The organism is Acinetobacter entericus (genome assembly GCF_026168575.1).
Classification (GTDB): domain Bacteria; phylum Pseudomonadota; class Gammaproteobacteria; order Pseudomonadales; family Moraxellaceae; genus Acinetobacter; species Acinetobacter bouvetii.
Map to the genome: position 1 here is coordinate 22,669 of NZ_JAPEQW010000019.1, position 25,096 is coordinate 47,764.

The following is a 25,096-nucleotide window of genomic DNA, read 5'->3' on the forward strand; positions in this document are numbered from 1 at the left end:
TTTTTTTGGGGTGAAATTGTGGAAAAACGGCCACTGGTCTTACTGGTAGACGACGAAGAAGACTTGTGTCTGCTCATGCAGATGTCTCTGTCACGCATGGGTATTGATACGCACAGCGCGCATTGCCTCAGCGATGCCAAAAAATGTCTGGCTGAACATGCCTATGACGCCTGCTTAACCGACCTGAATTTACCGGATGGCAACGGCCTGCAGCTATTGGAATGGATCAATGAACATGGCCCAAGCCTGCCTGTTGCAGTGTTGACTGCTTATGGCAATATGGAAATCGCCATCGCCGCCTTAAAAGCAGGCGCGTTTGATTTTGTCAGCAAGCCTGTGAACCCGAAGCACCTGGAACAGCTGCTGCAAAAAGCGCTGAACACTCCTGCTGAGCCTAAACAGCTCCAAACCGATGCGCTGGAGCATAAAATGCTGATCGGACAGTCACAGCCGATGCAGCAGCTGCGGGTCACGCTGAAAAAGATCGCCCGCTCACAGGCGCCTGTATTTATTACAGGCGAGTCCGGCACAGGCAAAGAAGTGGTTGCCAATTTAGTGCACCGGTTAAGCAACCGCAATGAAGGCCCGTTCATTGCCATTAACTGCGGCGCGATTCCCACTGAATTGATGGAAAGCGAACTGTTCGGCCACAAAAAAGGCAGTTTTACCGGCGCCACTCAAGACAAGCAGGGCTTAATTCAGTCCGCACACGGCGGCAGTTTATTTTTAGATGAAATTGCTGAATTGCCGCTCAGCATGCAAGTCAAACTGCTGCGCGCGGTGCAGGAAAAGCGTATCCGCCCTGTCGGTTCAGATGCGGAAATTGATGTCGATTTCCGCGTCATCAGCGCCAGCCACCAAGATTTGGAAGCTTTGGTACAGCAAGGCAAGTTCCGTCAGGATCTATTCTTCCGCATTCATGTTATGGACTTGATCCTGCCGCCGCTGCGTGAGCGCGGTGAAGATATTTTGCTTCTGGCACAGCATTTTATTCACAAAATCAGTTCAGAATGGGATATCCCGGCCAAGCAGCTGACCGCCCGCGCGAAAGAGTTTCTGACGGGGCAATATTACCCGGGAAATGTGCGTGAATTGCGCAATATCATTGAACGCGCCATAACCCTAAGCGATGACGGCAATATCGATTTGCCTCAGCTGCAAAGCGCGCCGCAGCGTCAAATGGCGCAGCTGTTTGCATCATCCGCAGAACCTTCCTTGCACAATGGCTTGACCGATCCGCCTCAAAGCGCCAAAAAACTGCCCGAAGAAGGATTAGAAATTTTTCTGGAAAAAATTGAAAAAGAAATTTTGCTGAATGCACTGAATTTAACGCATTGGAATAGAACTGTCGCCGCCAAAAAACTTGGCATGACGTTCCGGTCTTTGCGTTACCGTTTAAAGAAATTCGGCCTGGATACAGATGAGGACTAAACCCTCATCCATTTTATTTCTGAAGCAGCAGCAAATCTGCAACATGTTCAATATAGCTCTCCTCCCGCATATCATGCGGGATCGGATAGCTCAGATTGGGCTGAATGCCAGTGCCTTCAATCATGCGCCCATTCGGCGTATAGTACTGCGAAACCGTCATCTGTAACGCTGCGCCATTACTCAGCGGAAATAACTTCTGAACTACGCCTTTGCCGTAGCTTTTTTCGCCGGCCACCCATGCGCGCCCATGCTCTTTCATCGCCGCTGTAAACACTTCCGCGGCAGATGCTGAACGGCTGTTAATTAAAATCCCTACTTTCAAATTTTGAAATTCAAAGCTGGGCAAAGCCTGAAACTGCTGATCACCTTCGGAACGGCTTTTAGTCGACACAATGATGCCTTGATTTAAAAATAAATCGGCCGATTCCACTGCTGCTGACAGCAAACCGCCAGGGTTATTGCGCAGGTCAAACAGCACCGCTTTTAATTTGGATGATGCATGGCTTTCAATCAAGCGCTTCACTTCATTGGCGGTGTCCTGCTGAAACACCTTAATATGCAGCACCAGCACCTGATTATTCAGTAAACGGGACTCAATATCCGTTTCAATTTTAGTATTACGCACCAAATTCATCGGCAAACTATTGGCGGACAGCTGCAGGCTGAGCGTCGAGCCAATTGCGCCATCCAAAACATGCTTCACCTGATCCTGATTCAGCCTCTTCAGTTCTTGATCTTCAACTTTATACACTGTCACGCCATTTTTCAGGCCCAGCTTAGCCGAGTCCGCATCCGGCTTTAAATTATGAATGACCCAATGCTGCAACGCTGTGTCAAAGCGCAGATCAAAATCAACCGTGGCTAAATCGCCCTCAGTATATTGCAGGAGCTGCTTATAATCTTCTGGCGACAAATATCTAGAATAACGGTCTAAGCCGCTCAATAAGCCTTTGATGGCTTGCTGGAACAGTTCATCGTCATTTTTTTCTTTGACATAATTATCTTTGACGATGCCGTAAATTTGCACAAACTGCTGAATGGATTCGACAGGAATCTCTTGGTAAGTTACCTCGAACTCCCCGTCAAAATCATCGGAAGCAGGCATCTTGCCTGCTCCCCATGTCAAATGGCCCGCGCACATCAGTGTGGTAAACAGTACCGCAGACCGCCAATGCGCTTTCGCCATTCCTCTATCCTTGCATATGCTTAATGCTTAAGCCTTCACGTGTATTAAATTGCGCCCCTGCATTTCTGCTGGAACCGGCACATTCATTAAAGTCAGCAATGTCGGCGCGACATCCGCCAGCACGCCGCCTTCATCAATTTCTGCAGCATTTGGCCCGACATAAATAAACGGCACCAGCTCAGTGGTATGCTGCGTATGCACCTGACCGCTGACATAATCCTGCATCTGTTCCACATTACCATGGTCAGCAGTAATAATCATGTGGCCTTTGTTTGCCATGACCGCGTCATATACCCGGCCAAGACAAGTGTCTACCGCTTCAACCGCTTTCACTGCAGCATCAAATACGCCCGTATGGCCAACCATATCGCCATTGGCATAGTTCACCACCAGCAGGTCAAATTCACCTGAATTAATGGCAGCCACCAGCTCATCAGTCACTTCGTATGCGCTCATTTCCGGCTTCAAATCATACGTTGCAACGCTTGGAGAAGGAATCAAAATACGCTTTTCGCCGGGATATTCATCTTCACGGCCGCCGCTGAAGAAGAAGGTGACATGCGCATATTTCTCTGTTTCAGCTATACGCAGCTGCGTTTTACCCAAGCCCGACAAGTACTCGCCAATCGAGTTCACCAGCGCTTCCGGCATATAGGCTACAGGCGCATCAATGGTTGCTTGATAACGGGTCAGCATGACAAATTTAGATAAGGCTGGGACAGTTTTACGCTCAAAGCCAGCGAAGTCTTTTTCCACAAACGCTTTGGTAATTTCACGCGCGCGGTCTGCACGGAAGTTCATGAAGACGACGCTGTCGCCATCTTGAATTTTTGCAACATCGCCAATGCGGGTCGCTTTCACGAACTCATCTGATTCTTCGGCCGCATACGCCTGTTCTAGACCTTCAACAGCTGTTGCAGCCGTGCGCAGCGCTTCGCCTTCTGTCAGCAGGCGGTAAGCCTGTTCTACACGGTCCCAGCGGTTATCACGGTCCATGGCAAAATAGCGGCCAATCATCGTTGCAATACGGCCTTGGCCAGGATATTGCGCAAACAGCGCATCCAATTTTTCTAAAGACGGCTGCGCGCTTTTTGGCGGCGTATCACGGCCATCCAAGAATGCATGCAAATAGACCTTCGCGCCGCGTTTCAGCGCCAATTCCGCCATCGCCACAATGTGGTCTTCATGTGAATGCACGCCGCCTTGCGACAGCAGGCCCATAATATGCACTGCGCCATTGGCTGCTTTGGCTTTTTCTACAGCATCCACCAGCACTTCGTGTTCAAAGAACACGCCAGTACGGATGTCTTTGGTAATGCGGGTAAAGTCCTGATACAGCACGCGGCCAGCGCCAAGGTTCATGTGCCCCACTTCAGAGTTGCCCATTTGGCCATCCGGCAAGCCGACGTCTTCGCCAGAACCTGAAATTAAACCATGCGGATGCTTTGCTTCCATCGCTGTCAAATTAGGGCGTTTCGCCGCTAAGAAGGCATTATCTTTCTCTTCAACACGATGTCCCACACCATCCATAATTACTAAAACGTGAGGGATTTTTTTAGCAGCTGCATCCGACATAATTGCACACTCTTCAGGTCTATAATTTAATCACGCTATCTTACCGAATTTTCGGTCAAGACTCTATGATCCCGGCACAGTTAATCCTGTTCAGGAGCATAGCTTTCCTCGATGCTTTCCGCTTATCTTGCGCGGTGCAGCAGGTAACCGCCAGCTGCAAAAATCAGCGCAATCGGCACAAAAACAAACCATGCAGGCGACGGCGAATAAACCAAACTGGCATAGCCGAGGAAATCCTGCAGATAGAAAAAGCCCAAACCGATGAACAAAGCAATCACCAAGCGGAAGCCCATCGACTGCTGGCGCAGCGGGCCGAAAATAAAGGAACAGGCAATCACCACCAAGGCAATCAGCGCCAGCGGCGAAGCGGCTTTTTGCCAAAATGCCAATTGATAAGTTTTAGGCACTTGGCTGTATTCATTCAAATAGCTCATGAAGCTGACCAGCTGGCTTGGCGACAAATCTTCAGGATCCAGCGTCACCATATGCACATATTTCGGCTGCAGCGCCAAGGACAATGGCAGCTTGGCGCTTTGCTCAAGCACTGCATCGCCGGTTTTCAAAATATCCACTTGCTTGGCATTCTGCAATGTCCAGCTGCCGTCTTTGACGAATTGACCAAGCTCTGCTTCCAGTGTGCCGCGCAGCCGATAACTGTCATCAAAATCGACCACTTGGACATTTTTTAATTGGCCTTGCGAATTGGCATAATCGATATAGATAAAGCGCTGCCCTTCACGCGACCAATAGCCTTTGACTTCACCCAGTTCAGCGGCAGTCCGGTGGCTTTTGATGCTTTCTGATTTCTCATTGGTATAGGGAATCACCCATTCGCTCAAAGCAAAGGATAAAATCACCAAAATGAGTGCAGAACGCATAACCCAGCCCACAATGCGCCATAAGCTGATCCCGACAGAGCGCATCACAATCAATTCACTGTTCGATGCCAGCGTGCCCAGCCCCAGCACAGCGCCGATCAGCGCCGAAATGGGTAAAATTTCATACAGCGCATGCGGTGCGCCCCACAGCACATACAGGAATGCATCCCATGCGCCATAACCATCTTTGAGGGAGCCCAGCTCGCCCAAATAGGTAAACAGCACCTGCAGGCTGGACAAGACCGCTGTTGCACCCAGCATCGCGAGTGCAGTCGTTTTGGTCACATGTTTGGCAATAATACGGCGCGCTAACATTGTTAAGACCTCACTCGCTGAATTTGTTTCTTAATTTTAGGCGCAAGTTTTTGCTTGCGTGAGAACAGTGCACCTGCAATGGCATAAACCAATAAAATGACAGGATAGATCCAAATGTCCATTTCGCCTTTGGAAATTCGGGTTTTAACCGCCATCAATGCCACAATCAAGCTGGCAAAAATCAGCAACGCTGGGAATAATTTTAGATAACGGCCTTGGCGCGGACTCACTTCGGACAACGCTACGGCCAATATCAGCGCAATCACGATAGAAAACGGCACAAAAATGCGCCAGCCCAGTTCACTGGCAACCACGGGATCCTGACGGTTCTTCCATAATTTTGAGGTTGGCAGCGCTTCTACTTCCGCGCTTTCAAACTTGGCTTCAGCATCATTTTCTAAACGCAGGCGGTAGCTTTGAAATTCAGCCTGCGAATAACGGGCTTTGCCGGGATAAATTTCGTAGCGGCGGCCTTCGGTCAAGTCAACTACGCTGGCGGCATCATTTTGCATTTCAACACGGGTGGCTTCCTTCGCCAAAATAATCACATCCGGCTTGCCTTCTTTTTCCGCCCGCTGATAAAAGAAAATATCTTTTAAGTTTCTGCGGTCATCCGATAAATCACCGGCATAAATGGTATAAGGGCCTGAGGAAATAAATTCCTTCGGCCGCACCAAGTCAAAGCCTGTGCGCACCGCCTGGCTGGTGGTCAGCGCTTCAAACTGGCGCAGCCCCCATGGCGATGCCCACATCATCAAAAAAGACTGTATTGCTAAAAAAATGACCGTCATTGGAATCAGCAGGCGCGCCAGCTGATGGCGGCTAATCCCGCTACCGTTCATCACCGCCATTTCATGGTCAACATACATGCGGCCAAACACCAGCATCAGGCCAATAAAAAAACCCAGCGGAAAAATTAACGTTAAAAACTCCGGCAGGCGGTAGCCAATAATGCTGAACAGAATGCTTGCATCTAAACGGCCTTGCGCCGCCACGCCAAAGTACTTGATCAGCCGGCCACCCATCATGATCAAGGTCAATAAGGCAATCACAACCAAAGATGTCGAAACAACTTGCTTGACCAGATAACGCCGAATAATCAAATTAATTCTTCCAAAAAGATAAGCAGATAAAACTAGCCCTAGTTTACCCGAATGCTGAAAATAAAAAACCTTTCCCTATGTTGCGCATTGAAAATCTGTTCAGGAAAATGTTTCAATGGTTTAATGGTTTGCAAATTTAAAAAGGCACGAATACCGTCTATGAAACTAACGATTAATACGTCATTCCAAGCGAATGCGTCTAGCCAGTCTTTGTTGATATTAGTAGATTCTGAACACGTTCAAAATGCTGCCGACTCATATCAAATCAATGATTTAAATAAAATAATGGAAGCCGTTCAATATAAAGCGGGCTTCAATGAAACTTTAGCGCTAATTGGCTCGGTCAAAGCCTGCCTCAGCACGGCCCTGATCGGAATTGGCAAAGCGGCAGAACTGCAGCCTGCAAAATTAGCGAAAATTGCACAAACAATTATCAAATCTTCACAAAAAAAATTCCAGCACATCAGCATTGATATTTCAGCGCTTCCGAAAGAATTGCATTATTTATTCGCATTAAGCCTGACGCAGGCCGCTTATGCTTTTGATGAGTACAAATCGAAAAAGAATGAAGGCACCCTTGAGCAGATTCATTTGATTGCTGCGCAAACAGCGCTGACAGAACAGCAGTTAGCCCTGATTGCAGCGATTCAGACTGGCCAGAACTTTACCCGCGACTTGGGCAACCGCCCGGGCAATATCTGTTTCCCTGAATATTTGGCCGAACAGGCGCAGGCTTTAGCGGCGGAATTCCCAGACCTGCTGAAAGTAACCGTGCTGAATGAACAGCAGATGGCCGATTTAGGCATGGGCGCATTTCTTGCCGTCAGCAAGGGTTCAGACCGCCCGGGTCGCATCATTACCCTTGAATATCAAGCCAGCCGTCCGGAAGCGCCTGTCGTCTTAGTCGGCAAAGGCGTGACGTTTGATACCGGCGGCATCTCATTGAAACCTGGCGCCGGCATGGATGAAATGAAATTCGACATGTGCGGTTCAGCCTCTGTACTGGGCACGATCCGCGCATTATGTGAATCTGGGCTGCCGATTCATGTGGTTGGCGCAATCGCTGCTGCGGAAAATATGCCGTCTGGCCATGCAACCCGCCCGGGCGATATTGTGACCACCATGAGCGGTCAAACCGTTGAAATTCTGAATACCGATGCTGAAGGCCGTTTAGTGCTGTGCGACACCTTGACCTATATCAAGCGTTTCAACCCGGCCCTGGTCATTGATATTGCAACTTTGACTGGCGCCTGTGTTGTAGCATTAGGTTCTGTACTGACAGGCATGTTTACGCCGGATGATGAACTGGCAGCGGAAATTTCAGCAGCCGGTCAAACCTCATTTGACCGTGTATGGCGCATGCCGGTCATTGACGACTATCAGGAGCAGCTGGATTCGCCTTTTGCCGACATTGCCAACATTGGCGGGCCTAAAGCAGGCGCAGTAACCGCGGCCTGTTTTCTGCAGCGCTTCACACAGGACTACCGCTGGGCGCATTTGGATATTGCAGGCACAGCATGGAATTCAGGCGCCAATAAAGGCGCAACTGGACGTCCAGTACCTTTACTGATGCAATTCCTGATCAACCGCACTCAAGCCAATGGCTAAAGTCAGCTTTTATCTGTTTGAAAAAAGCCCTGAGCGGCGAGTCGAAAGCGCTTGCCGTTTATGCCGTAAGATTCTGCGTCAATCCGCGCGGATTTGGCTGTTAAGCCAAGATGCAGAATTGCGGCAGCAGCTGGATGAACGCCTGTGGAGCTTTGATGCGGCAGGCTTCATTCCGCACGGTATCAATCAGCAGGATGCGCCGGTATGCATTGCAGAGCATCTGCCTGAACAGCAGGATTGGATTGTGTTTAATTTTAACGATCAAGCACTTGAACAATATGCAAATTTTAGTCACATTATTGAAATTATTGAAAACAATGAATCGGCTAAAATCATAGGCCGTGAAAAATTCAAAAAATACCGCCACTTAGGGGTTGAACCGCAGATGTTCAAGCTTTAACTGGTGTTCAATTATCAATTTGAGGAGATGCTGCCGTGGCATTGAATGTTGGTCCAGATTTTAAACAGCGCTGGTTAAATGTGCCTGAAGCTGTGCGTCAGACCTTTATTGATGACCTTGGACGCATCTGTGATGTACTCCAGCCCGACAGCAATGTCCAGCAATGGCTGGAGCATGATCAAAAAAGGCAAGCGCTGTCTTTTGAACGCATTGAAACAGCATATGCTGAACGTAAAGCGCAGCTGATTGAAGAAGCGCGCATCCGCAAACAGCAGGCATTGGAACGTTCGCTGGAAAAAAAGCGCGCCGAACAGCAGGCCTATGCGGAACGGCTGCAGCAGGATGAACTGCGCCAATTTGCCGCGCAGGCGCAAACTCTAGCGCTCATCCGCCAAACAATCGACCGCGATACCCAGACTTATACCTCGCGGTATCATAAAAACCCTGAAAGCGCGCCTTTCAATTTTGCCAAAGGCTTGTCTGTTTCTGATCAAGAAATGCTGTCCGAACTGGAAAGTGTGCGGCTGCGCTTAGAATTGGAAGCCGAAACGCAAATCGAGCAGGCTGTTGCCGCTTTCCGCGCCAAACTGCAGGCGGCTGCGCAGGAAGAAATTGAATATATTTTGAAAAACTCTAATTTTTCAAATGAAATTCCAAAAAGTTAATATTAATTATCATATCAATAACTTTATGTCATTAAATTGACATATTTTTGCAGCACGATGTTCATGCACTCAGCAGAATCTTCTTCTGCATGCCTTTAATCAGCGGACGCACCGCTTTGATCAGGACAGGTAAATGGACATTTTGAACCGCATTTCCAGAACAATTGAAGCCCTCCCTGCTGGAGGGCAATGGACTGTCACCGCACAGGAGCTCTGGATGAGCCGCAGCGATTTTCAATCCATTTCAGCATTTTTAACGCTTGAAGCGCGAAAAGGCCATTTCAGCCTTGCAGCAGCGGATGAACCATCCATGCGCTTAGGCAGCACAGCCCTGCTTGTGACCAAGCATTAACCAACAGCTCGTTTGATACAGCCCGCTTCTTCGGGCTTTATTGAGTTATATCAATCCGTGTTGATTTTAAAATGAATCCGCAACCGCATTGACCGTATGGCCCAAGCCATAGCCGATCCCCAGCAGCAAGCCCAGCCAGAACAAGCTGCCCACCACATTATAAAAAGTAAAAACGGCGAAATTCATGCGCGCAGACCCTGCGGCAAAAGGCGCGAAAGAGCGGACAAAAGGGACAAAACGCGCCATTAAAATGGTCTTTCCGCCATGCTTCATAAAATAAGCATTGGTTTTAACCATATATTCCGGCTTGAAATAACGCGAATGCTGATTGAAAAATTTCAGCCCCAGCACACTGCCGGTATAGTAATTAACGGTATAGCCCAGCACTGAAGCAATAAACAGCAGGCTGAACATATAATGCAGATGCACCGCGTCTGTTGTAGAGCATAAGGCGCCAATCGCCAGCAGCAGGCTGTCTCCCGGCAAGAAGAACATGAAGACTGAACCCGTTTCTGCAAAAATCACCAGAAACAAAATAGCGTAAATCCATACACCATATTGGTCCAGCAGCATTGGCAGCCATTGTTCAATATTCATTAAAAAATCAATCATCTACACCTGTCCAAGCGATGTTTCAAACAACATTATGACCCAAAAATACAGCTAAAAACAAAAAAACAGTCTAATTTTTCAACCAGACTGTTTTTATTTTCAGTATTCAGCTTATTTCATGAAGCCATTTTCCGCAAGAAATTCCATGCTGATTTTTGACTGCTGCGGCGCTTGCGCGGCTTTATCCCCCAGCAATAAACGTTCGATATAGCGCGCTAAAACATCAACTTCTAAATTCACTTTTACACCCGCTTTCCAGGTGCCGATGTTGGTGCGTTCGGCTGTATGCGGAATCAAATTCAGGCTTAAAATATTGCCGCGCAGGTGATTGATAGTCAAACTGACGCCATCAACGGTAATCGAGCCTTTCTCAGCAAGATATTTGGCAATTTCTGCCGGCGCAGCCACTTCAAAATAAAGAGAGCGCGCATCTTCACGCACCACGGTAATTTCACCAACCGCATCGACATGGCCGCTGACAATATGGCCGCCAAAGCGAGTAGTCGGCAGCATGGCTTTTTCCACATTGACAGGATGCCCAGCTTTCCAGCTGCCCAGCGTCGTGCGGTTCAGGCTTTCACGGGAAACGTCTGCAGCATACCAGCTATCGCCCCAGTCAATCACCGTCAGGCAGATGCCGTTGGTCGCAATGGAGTCGCCCAAATGCACATCAGACATATCCAGATCGGTTTCTATGCGTAAGCGCACATCGCCTCCCACATTTTGCACACTGGCAACTTTGCCTAAACTTTCAATAATGCCTGTAAACATAGCGTACTCAATTTTTTAAATGGGTTACCACAAGTCCAGCTGAGTGCTGACACCGGAAGTGTCAACACCGCCCAGTTCTGCAAAATGATGCAGCTGGCCGAGCAGCTGGCGGATCGGCGGGCCTGATTTAGCATGGGTATCGGTAATCACAATAAATTCCAATACCCGCGCGCGTTCAGACTGGCGCTGCTTGCTGACGCGGTAGCGCGGCACATCTTGCGTTAACAAAGTCACACGTCCGCGCTTTAAGTTGGCCTGCAGCAGATCGGCCGCTTCAATATTGCCGTCTGTAGAATAGCTGGTCAGAATAAAGCGCGCATTAATTGTTTCCAATAATTTTTCATACGCTTCTTTGGCATGCCTAGACGAGTTATAGGGGCTCGGGCGCTCTTTGCGCCACGCACGGTCAATCCCGCTCTTAAAGCCTTTGGTATCCGGCGTCGGCAAGTCCGCCTGATCCCACAATGTCAGCGCATTCAGCACATGATAGTTGCTGCTGTAGGCATGCTGGTTATACGGCGGGTCAAGATACGCCACATCCACTTCAAAACTGCTCATTTGGCTGGCCAAATGCTGCGCATCTACACACCACATTTCCGCAGCAGGACGTTTTGGATCGCCAATTTCACAAAAACGGCTCGGCGTCAGCCACAGCAGCGATTCAATCCGCTCCAGCGCAGTTTGAGTTTTGCCGCCCCAGCCGTGGTGAAAACTTTTAAATACCCCGCTGGTATTGCTGACAAAGCTTGCTGAATACAGCAGCGGCGCCAGCAAAGCGCTCATTTCCACATCATCAATCGCGCCCTGCGCCTGCCATGCGGCAATTTGCTGGCGGATGGCATCTATACGCATGCCGTTGCGGCGTTTAAAGAACAGGCGGTCGCGCGCCGGATCATAAATTTCATCATTGCGCGGACACAGATTATGCGTCACCCAGCCCTTCACTTCAGGCAGGCGGTTCAGATAATCAATGGCTTTCTGATAGCCGCCCAGCTCTTTAAACGCAGGCGCATCGACGCAGGATAAAATCGCGCTGTTTAGAGCGTGGCTATACGGCTCCCAGTCATTGGCAATGACCCGGTAGCCATTTTGACGGGCAAGGCGCGATACAACCCCAGAACCGGCAAAAAAGTCGGCAAATATCGGCGCCCGGCCATCTTCACGGTTCAGCGTTCCCGTACTTTCCAGCGCTTCTAAAATCAGATGCAGCAAGCGGCGCTTGTTGCCTAAATAAGGAACCAGCTGATGGAAAAGATATTCATCGGTAGTGCGTGCCGCGTGACGGCGTTTGTGATAAACCGCAGACTCTGAGTTCATAGTGTCTCTTGTGAAGGAATAAGCATTAAGCGGATGTCGTTACCCACTTGGGCAATATCCACCAGCTTAAAGCGGAGCTGCTCTGCCATGCGGTCAAATTCCGCATTGAACATCGCGCGTGCTGAACGGCCTAAAAATACCGGCGCAACATAGCTGATCAGTTCATCAACTAATTTTTCCTGCAAAAATGCAGTCGATAGCGTCGCTCCGGCTTCCACCAGCACATCATATATCTGGTACTGCTGGGATAAGCTCTGCAGCAGTGTATTTAAAGGCTGCACGCTTAATTGCGTGACGCCTAAATCCGCAAGTTCCTGACGGAATGGCCCCATGACCATCACCATTTCAGGCTGCATCAGTATTTTAGCATTCAAAGGCAGACGCCCCTGGCGGTCTAAGACCAGCCGTTTCGGCTGCACAACGCCGCTTAAGTCTTCAGTGTCTTTAAGCTGGCGCACATTCAGCTGGCAGTCATCCGCCAATACCGTTTCTATGCCGGTAATCACGACACCGGAAATGGCGCGCCAATGCTGCACATCCAAACGCGCTTCAGCACCCGTAATCCATTTGGATTCACCGGATGCCATGGCCGTGCGTCCGTCTAAACTGGAGGCGATTTTCAAGCGGACATACGGCATTCCCGTCGCAATGGCTTTTAAAAAGCCTCTGTTTTGCGCCGCGGCCTGCGCTTCACCAATGCCCTGCACGACTTCAATGCCGGCATCTTTTAAAATCTGTACCCCTTTGCCTGCGACCAATGGGTTGGGGTCTGCACAGGCAATGACGACCCGCGCAATCCCCGCTTCCACCAGCCCTTTAGCGCATGGCGGAGTGCGTCCATAATGCGCGCACGGCTCTAGAGTCACATAGGCAGTTGCGCCGCGGGCTTGCTCTCCCGCTTGCCTGAGCGCAAAAACTTCGGCATGCGGCCCGCCCACAGGGGCTGTTGCGCCGCGCCCAATGATTTGATTATTTTTGACAATTACGCAGCCGACTGCTGGGTTTGGCCGTGTCCGGTAAACAGCCGAAGCGGCTTCCGTCAATGCAAATTGCATCCAGTCCTGATCAGACTTGGTTTCAGACATGTTGATAACTCATTTGAATTTGCTTACTGGCCACGATGCTGCATTTGCTCAATTTGGCGGCGGAATGCTTCGACATCCTGAAAGTCCTGATACACCGAAGCAAAACGCACATAGGCCACATGATCCAGCGCAAACAGTGACTGCATGACAATTTCACCAATGGTCAATGAGCGCACATCACGCTCGCCCAAACGGCGAATCTGCAATTGAATATCGCTCAGCACTGTTTCAATCTGTTCTTGCGTGACGGGACGCTTCTGCAGCGCGTGCATCAGCGAACGGCGCAGTTTAGCTTCATCAAAAGGCTCACTCTTGCCATCGGACTTGATCACGCGGGGCATCACGACTTCGTAGCTTTCAAAAGTCGTAAACCGCTCGCCGCAGCACACGCATTCACGGCGCCGGCGAATTTGACAGCCTTCAGCCGCCAAACGCGAGTCGATTACTTTACTGTCTGCAGCGTTGCAAAATGGACAATGCATAGCGGTTTAATTGAACAAATCCTGATGGATTTAAAGTGTAGCAAAAATTATGAGTTTTGTAGAGCATTACGCAATATATGGAAAAAAAACAGCCCTTTCGGGCTGTTTTACACAATATATTGATATTTTATATGAATTGTTGCGCTAAATTATTATTCTACACGTTCGCCATGCTGGCTCAAGTCCAGACCCATGCGTTCATCATCAGATTCAACACGGATGCCAATGGCCAGATCGATCACTTTCAGGATGATGAATGTCAATACTGCAGAATAAGCAATTGTTGCCAATACACCCTCAACTTGCACCCATAATTGATGCATTACGTCTGTTGGCGCTTTGTCACCCATAATGAATGGGCTGGCAAAGAATGCAGTTAAGATCGCGCCCACAATACCGCCAACGCCATGCAGGCCAAAAGCATCCAAAGAGTCATCGGCTTTCAATGCGCGTTTCAGTGCAGTAATTCCCCAGAAGCAGACGACACCGCCGATTAGGCCCATCGCCATCGCACCGCCCACCGTCACAAAACCGGCTGCCGGAGTAATCACTACCAAGCCAGCTACCGCGCCAGACGCGCCGCCCAATACTGATGATTTGCCGCGCACTACTTTTTCAGTAATCAGCCATGCTACCGCCGCCGCTGCCGCCGCTACTTGAGTCGCCACAAGCGCATAACCTGCAGAACCGTTTGCCCCCAAAGCAGATCCGCCGTTGAAACCGAACCAGCCGACCCATACCAGGCTTGCACCGATAACAGTTAAAGCCAGATTGTGCGGCGCCATAGATTCACGGCCCAAGCCCATACGCTTGCCCAGCATATACGCTGCCACTAAGCCTGCAACACCTGAGTTGATATGCACCACGGTACCGCCAGCAAAGTCCAGCGCGCCATCACTGCCCAACCAGCCGCCGCCCCACACCCAATGCGTGATTGGCGCGTAGACAACAATAGACCAAACGGTGATGAAAGCCACAAAAGCGCCAAACTTCATCCGTTCTGCAATAGAACCGGTAATAATGGCAACCGTAATAATGGCAAAGGTCATTTGGAAAATAACAAAGAGAATTTCAGGAATGGTTCCAGTCAGCGCAGCTGTCGTAATGCCGGACAGCATCAGTTTATCCAAACCGCCAATAAAGGCATTGCCTGAACCAAACGCCAGCGTATAGCCAATCACGACCCACGTGATGCTGACGATAGCTGCCGCGACGAAGCTATGCGCCATGGTGCTGAGCACGTTTTTCTTGCGGACCATGCCGCCGTAGAACAGCGCCAAACCGGGAATCGTCATCAGCAGCACCAGCGCTGTTGAAACTAAAATCCAGGCGGTATCGCCTGTGTCCAGTTTTGGCCCTTCTTCTGCAGGTGCTGGCGCAGGCACCGCTGCCGGAACTTCTGCAGCTGCAGGCGCAACCGCTGTTTCAGCTGCTGAAGCGGCTGCCGTTTCTGAAGAAGCAGGTGCTGTTACGGCCTCTTCAGCCCACGCAACAGAACCGCCTAAGAGTGCGCCAGACAGACTGAGCGCAAGTAGCATTTTTTTCATTCGTATCCCCCGACCTATTTTGTGAGTTATTAGGTACTCAGCAAACTTCGTGCCAATTTTTTAGACAGCGTCAGCACCAGTTTCACCAGTACGAATACGGATGACTTGTTCTAAATTGGTAACGAAGATTTTACCGTCGCCAATTTTTCCTGTGCTTGCAACACGTGTAATAGATTCGATCACTGAATCCACCATTTCATCGCTGATTGCGATTTCAATTTTTACTTTAGGCAAGAAATCAACAACATATTCCGCGCCGCGGTATAGTTCTGTATGACCTTTTTGACGGCCAAATCCTTTCACTTCAGTGACAGTGATCCCTTGAACACCAATTTCAGACAGCGCTTCACGCACATCATCTAATTTAAAGGGTTTTACAATTGCAGTTACAAGCTTCATGTGTGGTTTCCTTCGGCTTCTTTCACCAGTAAGGTTTTATGTTCAATTTTCATGCCAAAAGTTCCAAGGTCGGGGAAAATAGAAGCTTCCAGCATGAGTTTTATTTATAACCTATTTTAGACTTCGAATGCTGCTTTAGACGCGAAAATTAGACATATTTATCATAAGAATGATCATATTACCCATCGGAAGCAGCCTTATTTTTAGTTCAAATACTATAGTCTGCAGCAAGGCAATGCTACACTGCCCGCTCATCTGCATCAGACGGAGATCAAAAATGTTTGAAACTTTACTTCAAGCCATTATGGAACAGCTGGATCAGCCCAAAAAAGATCTGGAACATAATGTACGCGCACTGCTGAACGAAGCGGTCAGCAAGATGGATTTAGTGTCTAAGGAAGAAATTGAACGTCAGCGCACAGCTTTGAATAATGCAAACTTGCGTTTGAATGAGCTGCTGAAACAAGTAGAATCACTCGAATTGAAAATACAGAACAAAAAATAAGCACTTTTTTAGTGCAGCATTAGACGCATAATGATTAAAAAAAATGCACTATAACGGAACAATAATATGTCTTTTGCCAAAATTTATAGCCGCGGGCAATTGGGCCTGCATGCCCCTTTAATAGAAGTTGAAGTCCATCTCAGCCAAGGCTTGCCTTCCTTAACCATTGTTGGACTGGCGGAAGCGGCTGTTCGGGAAAGTAAAGACCGGGTCAGATCAGCCATTATCAACAGCGGATTTCAATTCCCCACCAAACGCTTAACCATTAATTTGGCGCCTGCTGATTTGCCCAAAGATGGCTCACGCTTAGACCTTGCCATTGCTTTAGGCATTTTGATTGCATCTGGCCAATTGCCTGAAAACGCTGCAGAACAGCTGGAATTTATTGGCGAGCTGGCATTAGATGGCCATTTGCGCCCGACCACCGGCACTTTAAGCATCGCGATTGCCTGCCAGCAGGCGAAGCATCAGCTGATTGTGCCGGAACAGAATGCACAGGAAGCTTCTCAATTGCCTAATTTTGAAGTTTTTGCTGCCACCCATTTAAAAGATGTTTGTGATCATTTGAATCAAATCGCGCCTTTACTGCAATTTAATGCAGTGAAGCCGGCATCTTTCTCCAGCTATCAATTTGATTTGGCTGATGTCAAAGGCCAGCTGCGGCCACGCCGCGCATTGGAAATTGCCGCAGCCGGCGGGCATTCTCTGCTGTTCCGCGGCCCGCCCGGAACAGGAAAAACGCTGCTGGCTTCACGCTTATCCAGCATTCTGCCGCCATTGAATTTGCAGGAAAATTTAGAAGTTGCCAGCATCTATTCGATTGCCAGCGCAAAGCATGAATTTGGCCACCGCCCCTTCCGCGCACCGCATCATACGGCGTCCGCCATTGCCTTGGTAGGCGGCGGCTCCAACCCCAAACCCGGTGAAATCACCTTAGCGCATTTAGGCGTGCTGTTTTTAGATGAGCTGCCGGAATTTGACCGGAAAGTGCTGGAAGTTTTACGCCAGCCGCTGGAATCCAGAGAAATTATTATCTCACGCGCATCGCGGCAGATCACCTTTCCAGCTAACTTTCAGCTGATTGCCGCAATGAACCCTTGTCCTTGCGGCTATGCATTCAATCAGGATGCCCGCTGCCAGTGCTCCCCAGATGCGATTAAGCGCTATCAAAACCGGATTTCAGGGCCTTTATTGGATAGAATTGATTTGCATATTGATGTTCCGCCGCTGCAGGCATCTGAACTGCAGGATAAACAGCCCGCGGAAACCTCCGCCCAAGTGCGCGAACGGGTATTAAAAGCCTATCAGCAGCAAATACAACGGCAAAACTTCGCCAACATGGCGCTCAGTCCCAAACAGCTGGAACAGCATGCTGTTCTAGACAGCACAGCGCAGAACATGATGAATATGGCGCAGCAGCGCCTGAATCTGTCTGCCCGAGCTTACCACCGCGTACTGCGGGTGGCGCGCACTATTGCTGATTTGTCTTTAGAAGAGCGCATTCAAACACAGCATCTTTCAGAAGCCTTGTCCTACAGAGGGCAAATGCCATAGTGCGGATGCGCAAAAGCCGAACAGCCCAGAGATAAACATAAAAAAGCCCTGAATGCATCAGCATCCAGGGCTTTTCCAGCACATTCTAAATTAGAAAGTCTTAGTTAAGGTAAAAACTGCGCCTGTTTCCACAGCGCGTGAAGATGGCTCATAGATGCCATCTGTATCCATATTGGTGCCTATGGCTGCCAATTCAGCTGTTGCGCCTGGAATTGATTTAAAGCCGTAAGTCACACCGACTTTCCAGTCAATATAGTTATCATCGCCACTGAATCCATATTTATTTTCATCATCTACAACGGTATAACCTAAGCCTGCCACTCCGCCAAAGCCTGATGAACCAAATGGAACTGAATAGCCTGCATTGATGTTCCAGCTGCTGGTATCCGCAGCGGCATAATCATTGGTATAGTTAATGTTGGTTAACAGGCTGTCACCTGAGGCAAGAACTTCTTTAAATGTCAGTTTCCCATACAATTCTGCCCAATTTAAATCGCTCGCGCTTGGGTAATTGTAATACACCACGCCTACATCAAGTACTGGCTTGCTGCTGAAGCTTTCTAAAGTTGTCGCATAACCAATTGACGGGTCTAATTCCAGACTTGGCGTGCCTGAACCAAAATTCACATTTGAGCCCCAAAGGCCAAAATACAAACCTGAAGAATGTCCTAATGTAAAACCGGCCTGTACCGCTGGGTCGTTTTGAGTTTGCGTCACACCGCGAAAACGGTAATCGGTCGTCACCGCAGCGCTGCCGCTAAAGGTTAAGCCAAATGGCATTGCTGGCGCATCTTCAGCAAATACAGCGCCTGATGCAGCAGTTAAAGCAGTCACAGCAAGTAATTTTTTTAACATTTTGGAATCCCCAGAAGATTTTTGAAACTCACTGAGAAGTAGCAAACGCTGTGCCAACTTTTCAAAACAGCTGGATAAAAAATTCATGACCGTTTTATAAGCCCCCAATCCAAGACATTACCCTCTTGTTTTTTAATTATTTAATTTTAAATCATGGCAATGCGTAAGCGCATGATTCTTTGGTGCACCGTGAAGCATCTTCACAATGCATGCTGAAAGCCATGCAAATAAGCAACTTGTAACCAATTATAAAAAATGCCTCTTTTTGAGTACGTTTTTTCACCACATTAATCAAAAGTGCTTAAAAAAAGTGCATAAATTTGCATTTATACACTTTTAGAAGATCGATCCGGATTGTGATATCAATTTAGAAACTGTAATTCAATCCAATCAATGTCTGATCTTCCAGTGATTCACCCATGCGGTCCTGGCCGCCCCAGACATATTCCAGCACCGCTTCAGCGCCTGTCTTGCCCAACGCCTTCGCCAAGCCAATACGCGCCTCGGAAAATACAGCATGTTCCGCCGTTTCGACAATGCCATCATCACGGCGGTCATTATAGATAAACCCGCCAACAGAAGTTCTTAAGGCAAAATCCTGCGGCAATGCATGCTCATATGCCGCGCTTAAGTAGATATCGCCGGCATTGCTGTAATTGACATCGGCCAGCATGACCGCCAGCCCCACGCTTAAGTTTTTATAATCCAGGTTATTCAGCAGCTCTACACCTGTGGTACGGCGCTTTTCACTGCCATCTTCACTATAAACCGCGCCGCCATTTTGGTAGACATAAGCGGTTAGCTGAGTTCTATAGCTCCAGTCCTCATTCAGCGTACGGCCATAGCCCAGATAAAAATCATGCTCAAACCCCGAGTCTTTGCTTTCATCCGTTGCATCATAATCTAAGGTCGATCCCCAGTAGCCGGCAAATGCGCCGCTGCTATGCGCATATTCTAAACCCGCCTGCAAAGCCGCATCATCATTTTCCACACCGCCGCGGTAAATATACTTGCTTAAAATGGACACGCTGCCGGTGAGCGCTCTGGACGCCTCTGCCTTGTCTGCAGCGAACGCATGAAATGAAGTCAAAGCCAGCAATAGCGCCATTGCTGTCCGGTGTGAAAATACAGGCATGATTCCCCTATATGCATATTTGCAAAATTGTTTTTCCCGAGGCCGGATTTTAATTATTTTTATAACTTTTGGTAAACTTATATTTCAGATATGATGAAACTTTAAGCTTGACCGGTACCTATTGATTTTCACTTTCAGCATATTCCAGTTAGGCAAAATTCAAAATTTCGATCAATTAACCAACAATATTGCAACACTTTTCACGAGAATATTTTAAACACCAGTCAGCAGCTTCAGTTTTGCAGAACATCCTTTTTGAGCGGCCACACGGCAAAAAAAGCAATCTGTCAGCAACCGCTTTTAAGCGTTCTGAATTTTGCACTGCTGATACAGCCTCAAGAAAATCAAAGCTGCATCGTGAAATAGCCATTCCGCTTTAAAATAAATATATCTCTATGTTTTTAATTAAAATTAAAAAACAATCTTAGAAATATTTAGTTTTTGTTAGCAGATTTTTTTATACACTTTATCGAAAATATGCGTAACTTTAGTGTAATAAGAACAATAAAAATGATCTTTTTTTATAGAAAACTTATACAATCTATGAACTCTTTAACTATATATTTTCTGCATAAGGCTTTATCCCAATGCTCAAATCAAAACAGCTTACACTGGCGCTGCTTGTTAACGCAGCTTTAATTTCAACAGCGTTTGCAAGCGAACAAAGCGAATCAAAAGGATTTGTAGAAGATGCCGAAGGATCGGTGCTTTTCCGCACAGGTTACATTAACCGTGATAAGAAAGCGCCTGGCGTAAAAGACCAAAGCTCTGCAGCTCAATCTGCAATTTTTGATTTAGAGTCTGGCTATACCAAAGGCGTGATTGGCTTTGGTATAGGTGCCGTTGGCGATGCTTCATTCAAGCTGGGCGAAAACAAAAATGCCGGCAACAACATGATTCCCCGTGAAACATTAAATGGCAAGAAACAAGCCGGTGATACATATGACCATTGGGCACGCGGCGGCGCCAATGTGAAAGCGCGCATTTCAAATACTGAAGTGCGCTACGGTACACAAGTTCTAGACTTGCCTGTGCTTGCCAGCAATACTGGCCGCATGGTGCCTGAATATTTCGAAGGTGTTTTAGCGACAAGCCGCGAAATCAATGGCCTGGAATTGACTGCCGGTAAATTCACTAAGAACCAAATGTCTGAACAAATCAATACCGACGGCAACCACCTGGAAAGCGCAGTCGTCTGGGGCGCAAAATATAAATTCAGCGATGCCCTGAATGCCTCATACTATGGCTTAGACAGTAAAAATAAATTAGACCGCCACTATGTCAATGCAAACTATAAGCAAGCTTTGGAAAACGGCAGCTCTTTGACATATGACTTCAGCGGTTACCACACTAAATTTGATAAAAATGCGCAAACTTATTCTGCAACAGGTGAGGTTTTACCGAACTATGCAGCAACAGGCATTGCCGGCGTAGAAAAAACCAATAATATTTGGGCGATCTCAGGCACTTATAATACTGGCGCGCACAACCTCATGCTGGCATACCAACAAAATACCGGTAATGTTGGCTATGATTATGGCCAAAATGCGGACGGTTTCCAAAGCATTTACCTGCCGAACTCATACTTGTCTGACTTTATCGGCAACCATGAAAAATCAGTACAAGTACAGTACAACCTAGATTTCGGCAAATTAGGCGTTCCAGGCTTAAACTGGACAACCGCTTATGTTTATGGCTGGGATATTAATGTTGCCGGCACAGCAGACGAAGGTAAAGAAAATGAATTCTTTAACCAAGTGAAATATACTGTGCAAAGCGGTTTTGCCAAAGATGCCAGCCTGCGCCTGCGCAACTCAATCTACCGCGCAAACAGCGCATATGAAGGCGCTTATATTGGCGATACCAATGAATGGCGCATTTTCTTGGATATCCCTGTGAAATTATTCTAATTCACACGATATTCAAGCCAATAAAAAAACCTGCACAATGTGCAGGTTTTTTTATTGGGCTGGATACATCCGCCCGATGCAAAGCAATTATTTATTTGCTTCTTTATACGCTTCGATAGAGCTGAGTACTTCCTGCTTAGCAACTTCAGAACCTTCCCAGCCGTTGAGTTTAACCCATTTGCCAGCTTCTAAATCTTTATAGTGAGCAAAGAAATGCTCAACTTGCTTGATCAGCAATTCTGGAAGGTCTGTATATTCTTTGACATCTTTATAAAGCGGTGTCAATTTGTCATGCGGTACAGCGATTAATTTTGCATCTACGCCGCCGTCATCTTCCATGTTCAATTTACCGACTGGACGGCAGCGGATGACAGAACCCGGCTCTACTGGGTGCGGTGTAACAACCAGCACGTCTAGCGGGTCGCCATCCAGTGACAACGTGTTTGGCACATAACCGTAGTTCGCTGGGTAAAACATTGCTGTACCCATGAAACGGTCCACAAAAAGCGCATCAGAATCTTTGTCGATTTCGTATTTGATTGGCGCTGCATTTGCAGGAATTTCAATAATTACATAGATGTCATTTGGCGCATCTTTACCCGCTGGGATATTGCTGTAGCTCATAGCATTGCTCTTTAACAAGTTAAATCTTTTAAACCGCGTCAATTATAACGGTTTTTCGGTATTTTTTTTTGATTTTGCCTTTGCGCATTGAAATTTTCATCTAAATGCTAGTGGGCCTAAACAATTTTAATAATAATCAGCAGCAGGCATACAGGACACAGCATGGACAGCGTCCAAATAATAGAACGCAAAGTTGCCCAATTGGCCAAATAGCAGATGCCGTAAATAATGCGCAGCGCAATATAGGCAATCCCCAAGGTCATAATAAAGCTTTGCGGAATCACCATATATTCAGCCATCAGCACAGCGCCGATAAATAAAGGCAGGCTTTCAAAGCTGTTTTGCTGGACCGCATTGGCGCGGGCGCTAATGCCTGTTGCTTTAGCCAATGCTTCTCTTGGATTTTGATGGTCTTTTGCTGTCAGGCCTGACGTTTTTTTTGCAATAAAGGTAAAAACATAAGGGAGCAGACAAGCGCCCAAAATGAGATAAATGATCCCACTTATGCTTTGCATGTGTTTTTTCTCTTGATGAATTTATAAATGCCATCATAACATGGCAATTCGTCAATAAATTTTGTTAAATAGAGTGTTTTCTTTAACTGTGTATAGGTTGAATATGGTCAGTCCGGATCAAAAAGAAATGTTCGAGGTGCTGGAAAAGCAGCGCCAGAACCAGCTGCAGGTAGACCGTGTTTTAAAGATTGTAACTCCTGTTACAGCTTTTCTGCTGACTGTGATCTGCGCCAATATGAATGTTTGGTCGACCGTCTTTACCTTTATCATGCTTTGGACGGCATTTTACGCGGTATCCATTAAGCAATGGCCGTTATGGCATTGGGCTATTGCCATTCTCGTGTATTGCATCATTGACAATGTGCTAAGCTACGGCACCTTTAAGCAAAGCCAATTCAGCCTGCAGTTTGGCGCCATGTTTATTTTTCTCGGCATTTTTGGCGTTGGACGCCGCTACTTTGACCGCTGGCTGATGAAAAAATAAAAGCGCAGCACTAAAAAAAGCGCCTGAAGGCGCTTTTTTTATGGTGCAGATTAAGCCGTTTTACGCAAATCTTTACGCAGGATTTTGCCGACATTCGATTTTGGCAATTCATCCATAAACTCAACATAACGCGGGCGCTTATAGCCGGTTAAGTTTTCTTTTGCAAAGGCTAAAACTTCTTCAGTCGTTAAGGACGGGTCTTTTTTCACGACGAAAAGCTTTGGCACTTCGCCAGATTTTTCATCCGGCACGCCAATCGCCGCCACTTCAAGCACTTTTGGATGTTTAGAAACAACTTCTTCAATTTCAGAAGGATAGACGTTAAAGCCCGACACCAGAATCATGTCTTTTTTGCGGTCAACAATTTTAATATAACCACGGGAATCCATCACACCAATATCACCGGTACGGAAGAAGCCATTGCTCATGACTTTTTCAGTTTCGTCCGGACGGTTCCAGTAGCCCTTCATCACTTGAGGGCCGCGGATTGAAATTTCACCCTGCTCGCCTAATGCAACTTCATTGCCGTCATCATCAAGAATAGCAACTTCGGTTAATGGCAATGGAATGCCAATCGTGCCGCTGAATTCCATAGATGATGGCGGATTTGCCGTCGCAACCGGTGAAGTTTCCGACAGGCCGTAGCCTTCGATAATATTCGTGCCAGTGACTTTTTTCCATGCCGCCGCTGTGGATGGCAGAACAGCCATGCCGCCGCCCATCGCCATTTTCATTTTGCTGTGATCCAGCTGCTTAAATTCTTCATTGTTGACCAATGCATTAAACAAAGTGTTCACTGCCGGGAAGAAGGTCGGCTGGTATTTGCGCAGCTCTTTAATTACAGCCGGCAAATCACGCGGGTTTGGAATCAGTACATTCGCTTGGCCTTTGTACATGCCGTACAGCGCGCAGACCATGAAGGCAAAAATATGATACAGCGGCAATGCGCAGAAAATACGGTCATCCGGCTGGCCGTCTTGCTGGCCAAACTTGCTTTGGAAAATGCCGTCACACTGAAGCATATTCGCAACAAGGTTGCGGTGGGTCAATTCTGCACCTTTAGAAACACCCGTCGTACCGCCGGTATACTGCAGTACAGCGGTATCGCTTAAGGTTAAGCTTGGACGCTTATAGTTGCTTGCGCTGACCTTGGACATCGCAGCATTAAAGCGGATATGGCCTGGAATATCCCAAGCCGGAATTTGCTTGCGCACAGAACGCAATACAAAGTTCACGAGAGTGCCCTTCAATGCGCCCAGCATATCGCCAACTGAAGCCACAACCACATGCTTCACAGGCGTTTTACCCAGAATCGCCTGATAGACGGAAGCAAAGTTTTCAACAATGACCAGCACTTCTGCGCCTGAATCATTAAGCTGATGCTCCAGCTCACGCGAGGTATACAGCGGATTAACGTTGACCAAAACCAAACCAGCGCGGAACACCCCCAAGGCCACGACTGGATACTGCAGAACGTTCGGCATCATGACCGCAACACGCGAACCTTTTGCCAGACCTAAACTTTGTAAATAGGTCGCAAATTTACGGCTTGCCTCATCCAGCTCGCTGAATGTCAGGACTTTGTCCATAAAAATAAAGGCATCACGCGAACCGAATTTCTGAAAATTACGTTCAAAAATATCATTCAGTGATGTGTTTTCCGGCGGTAATTCTACAGTTTCTGGAATACCCGTCTTTTGGTATTCTGCGAACCAAATCTTTTCCATAACGCCCGATTCTCCTGTCAGTAATCCTTAATAATTCAACTGTTTTTCTCAATATTAAGCC

At 47.6% G+C, this 25,096-nt stretch carries 25 protein-coding genes; 9 read left to right on the forward strand and 16 right to left on the reverse strand.

Annotated features, from left to right (window positions below):
* Positions 1-18 precede the first annotated feature (18 nt).
* Positions 19-1,431 carry a sigma-54-dependent transcriptional regulator gene (locus tag OKC24_RS13975; protein ID WP_130144064.1) on the forward strand — a complete coding sequence of 471 codons (1,413 nt, stop codon included), beginning with the start codon at positions 19-21 and terminating at the stop codon, positions 1,429-1,431.
* Positions 1,432-1,444: 13 nt separating this feature from the next.
* Here the strand turns inward: OKC24_RS13975 and OKC24_RS13980 are convergent, their stop codons facing one another.
* The 4 genes from OKC24_RS13980 to lptF form a co-directional block, all read right to left on the reverse strand.
* Complete coding sequence (locus OKC24_RS13980) at positions 1,445-2,617, reverse strand: S41 family peptidase (protein ID WP_130144065.1); 1,173 nt, start codon at positions 2,615-2,617, stop codon at positions 1,445-1,447.
* A gap of 27 nt (positions 2,618-2,644) precedes the next feature.
* Positions 2,645-4,192, reverse strand: coding sequence for a 2,3-bisphosphoglycerate-independent phosphoglycerate mutase (gene gpmI, locus OKC24_RS13985; RefSeq protein ID WP_130144066.1), 1,548 nt, complete (start codon positions 4,190-4,192; stop codon positions 2,645-2,647).
* 122 nt (positions 4,193-4,314) lie between these two features.
* A complete protein-coding gene (gene lptG, locus OKC24_RS13990; protein WP_130144067.1) occupies positions 4,315-5,385 on the reverse strand; it encodes an LPS export ABC transporter permease LptG in 1,071 nt (356 codons plus the stop codon).
* 2 nt (positions 5,386-5,387) lie between these two features.
* Positions 5,388-6,488, reverse strand: a complete 1,101-nt coding sequence (lptF, locus tag OKC24_RS13995) for an LPS export ABC transporter permease LptF (RefSeq protein ID WP_130144068.1) — start codon at positions 6,486-6,488, stop codon at positions 5,388-5,390.
* Positions 6,489-6,647: 159 nt separating this feature from the next.
* Here lptF and OKC24_RS14000 point away from each other — a divergent pair, with 159 nt between their 5' ends.
* The 4 genes from OKC24_RS14000 (at position 6,648) to OKC24_RS14015 (ending at position 9,513) form a co-directional block, all read left to right on the forward strand.
* A complete protein-coding gene (locus tag OKC24_RS14000; RefSeq protein ID WP_130144069.1) occupies positions 6,648-8,096 on the forward strand; it encodes a leucyl aminopeptidase in 1,449 nt (482 codons plus the stop codon).
* On the forward strand, positions 8,089-8,496 hold the full coding sequence (locus tag OKC24_RS14005; protein ID WP_130144070.1) for a DNA polymerase III subunit chi: 408 nt from the start codon (positions 8,089-8,091) through the stop codon (positions 8,494-8,496). The genes OKC24_RS14000 and OKC24_RS14005 overlap by 8 nt, the downstream gene beginning before the upstream one ends.
* A gap of 35 nt (positions 8,497-8,531) precedes the next feature.
* On the forward strand, positions 8,532-9,161 hold the full coding sequence (blhA, locus tag OKC24_RS14010; RefSeq protein WP_130144071.1) for a cell division protein BlhA: 630 nt from the start codon (positions 8,532-8,534) through the stop codon (positions 9,159-9,161).
* A 133-nt stretch (positions 9,162-9,294) separates the two neighbouring features.
* Positions 9,295-9,513, forward strand: coding sequence for a hypothetical protein (locus OKC24_RS14015; RefSeq protein ID WP_130144072.1), 219 nt, complete (start codon positions 9,295-9,297; stop codon positions 9,511-9,513).
* Positions 9,514-9,579: 66 nt separating this feature from the next.
* Here the strand turns inward: OKC24_RS14015 and OKC24_RS14020 are convergent, their stop codons facing one another.
* The 7 genes from OKC24_RS14020 to glnK all read right to left on the reverse strand — a co-directional run bounded on the left by OKC24_RS14020 (position 9,580) and on the right by glnK (position 15,726).
* Positions 9,580-10,125 (reverse strand): VTT domain-containing protein, encoded by a 546-nt coding sequence (locus OKC24_RS14020; RefSeq protein ID WP_130144073.1) that lies wholly within the window; start codon positions 10,123-10,125, stop codon positions 9,580-9,582.
* Positions 10,126-10,236: 111 nt separating this feature from the next.
* Positions 10,237-10,896, reverse strand: a complete 660-nt coding sequence (locus OKC24_RS14025; protein ID WP_130144074.1) for a riboflavin synthase — start codon at positions 10,894-10,896, stop codon at positions 10,237-10,239.
* 24 nt (positions 10,897-10,920) lie between these two features.
* On the reverse strand, positions 10,921-12,213 hold the full coding sequence (locus OKC24_RS14030) for a DNA adenine methylase (protein WP_130144075.1): 1,293 nt from the start codon (positions 12,211-12,213) through the stop codon (positions 10,921-10,923).
* A complete protein-coding gene (gene ribD, locus OKC24_RS14035) occupies positions 12,210-13,298 on the reverse strand; it encodes a bifunctional diaminohydroxyphosphoribosylaminopyrimidine deaminase/5-amino-6-(5-phosphoribosylamino)uracil reductase RibD (protein ID WP_130144076.1) in 1,089 nt (362 codons plus the stop codon). Before ribD ends, OKC24_RS14030 begins: the two co-directional genes overlap by 4 nt.
* 23 nt (positions 13,299-13,321) lie before the next feature.
* Positions 13,322-13,780 carry a transcriptional regulator NrdR gene (nrdR, locus tag OKC24_RS14040; protein ID WP_005013430.1) on the reverse strand — a complete coding sequence of 153 codons (459 nt, stop codon included), beginning with the start codon at positions 13,778-13,780 and terminating at the stop codon, positions 13,322-13,324.
* A gap of 152 nt (positions 13,781-13,932) precedes the next feature.
* On the reverse strand, positions 13,933-15,327 hold the full coding sequence (locus OKC24_RS14045; protein WP_130144077.1) for an ammonium transporter: 1,395 nt from the start codon (positions 15,325-15,327) through the stop codon (positions 13,933-13,935).
* 60 nt (positions 15,328-15,387) lie between these two features.
* Positions 15,388-15,726, reverse strand: coding sequence for a P-II family nitrogen regulator (gene glnK, locus OKC24_RS14050; RefSeq protein WP_004650081.1), 339 nt, complete (start codon positions 15,724-15,726; stop codon positions 15,388-15,390).
* A 277-nt stretch (positions 15,727-16,003) separates the two neighbouring features.
* Between glnK and OKC24_RS14055 the strand changes: the two genes are divergently transcribed.
* The gene (locus tag OKC24_RS14055; RefSeq protein ID WP_130144078.1) at positions 16,004-16,231 is read left to right on the forward strand and encodes an accessory factor UbiK family protein; all 228 of its coding nucleotides are present in this window, start codon (positions 16,004-16,006) and stop codon (positions 16,229-16,231) included.
* A 66-nt stretch (positions 16,232-16,297) separates the two neighbouring features.
* Positions 16,298-17,785, forward strand: a complete 1,488-nt coding sequence (locus tag OKC24_RS14060; RefSeq protein ID WP_131276162.1) for a YifB family Mg chelatase-like AAA ATPase — start codon at positions 16,298-16,300, stop codon at positions 17,783-17,785.
* A gap of 90 nt (positions 17,786-17,875) precedes the next feature.
* Here OKC24_RS14060 and OKC24_RS14065 read toward each other — a convergent pair whose 3' ends face one another.
* Positions 17,876-18,640, reverse strand: coding sequence for a TorF family putative porin (locus OKC24_RS14065; protein WP_130144080.1), 765 nt, complete (start codon positions 18,638-18,640; stop codon positions 17,876-17,878).
* A gap of 367 nt (positions 18,641-19,007) precedes the next feature.
* Positions 19,008-19,775 carry a TorF family putative porin gene (locus OKC24_RS14070; protein ID WP_130144081.1) on the reverse strand — a complete coding sequence of 256 codons (768 nt, stop codon included), beginning with the start codon at positions 19,773-19,775 and terminating at the stop codon, positions 19,008-19,010.
* Between the two features lie 587 nt (positions 19,776-20,362).
* Between OKC24_RS14070 and OKC24_RS14075 the strand changes: the two genes are divergently transcribed.
* Positions 20,363-21,685, forward strand: coding sequence for an OprD family outer membrane porin (locus OKC24_RS14075; protein WP_130144082.1), 1,323 nt, complete (start codon positions 20,363-20,365; stop codon positions 21,683-21,685).
* 87 nt (positions 21,686-21,772) lie between these two features.
* Here OKC24_RS14075 and ppa read toward each other — a convergent pair whose 3' ends face one another.
* Together ppa and OKC24_RS14085 are read right to left on the reverse strand one after the other, a co-directional pair.
* Entirely contained in the window at positions 21,773-22,309 is a 537-nt protein-coding gene (gene ppa, locus OKC24_RS14080) for an inorganic diphosphatase (protein WP_265465731.1), read from the reverse strand.
* A gap of 116 nt (positions 22,310-22,425) precedes the next feature.
* Positions 22,426-22,824 carry an MAPEG family protein gene (locus OKC24_RS14085; RefSeq protein WP_130144083.1) on the reverse strand — a complete coding sequence of 133 codons (399 nt, stop codon included), beginning with the start codon at positions 22,822-22,824 and terminating at the stop codon, positions 22,426-22,428.
* 103 nt (positions 22,825-22,927) lie between these two features.
* On the opposite strand from OKC24_RS14085, the gene OKC24_RS14090 reads away from it, so the two are divergent.
* The gene (locus tag OKC24_RS14090) at positions 22,928-23,308 is read left to right on the forward strand and encodes a hypothetical protein (RefSeq protein ID WP_131276163.1); all 381 of its coding nucleotides are present in this window, start codon (positions 22,928-22,930) and stop codon (positions 23,306-23,308) included.
* A gap of 50 nt (positions 23,309-23,358) precedes the next feature.
* Here the strand turns inward: OKC24_RS14090 and OKC24_RS14095 are convergent, their stop codons facing one another.
* Positions 23,359-25,035 (reverse strand): AMP-binding protein, encoded by a 1,677-nt coding sequence (locus OKC24_RS14095; protein WP_130144084.1) that lies wholly within the window; start codon positions 25,033-25,035, stop codon positions 23,359-23,361.
* Between the last annotated feature and the right edge of the window lie 61 nt (positions 25,036-25,096).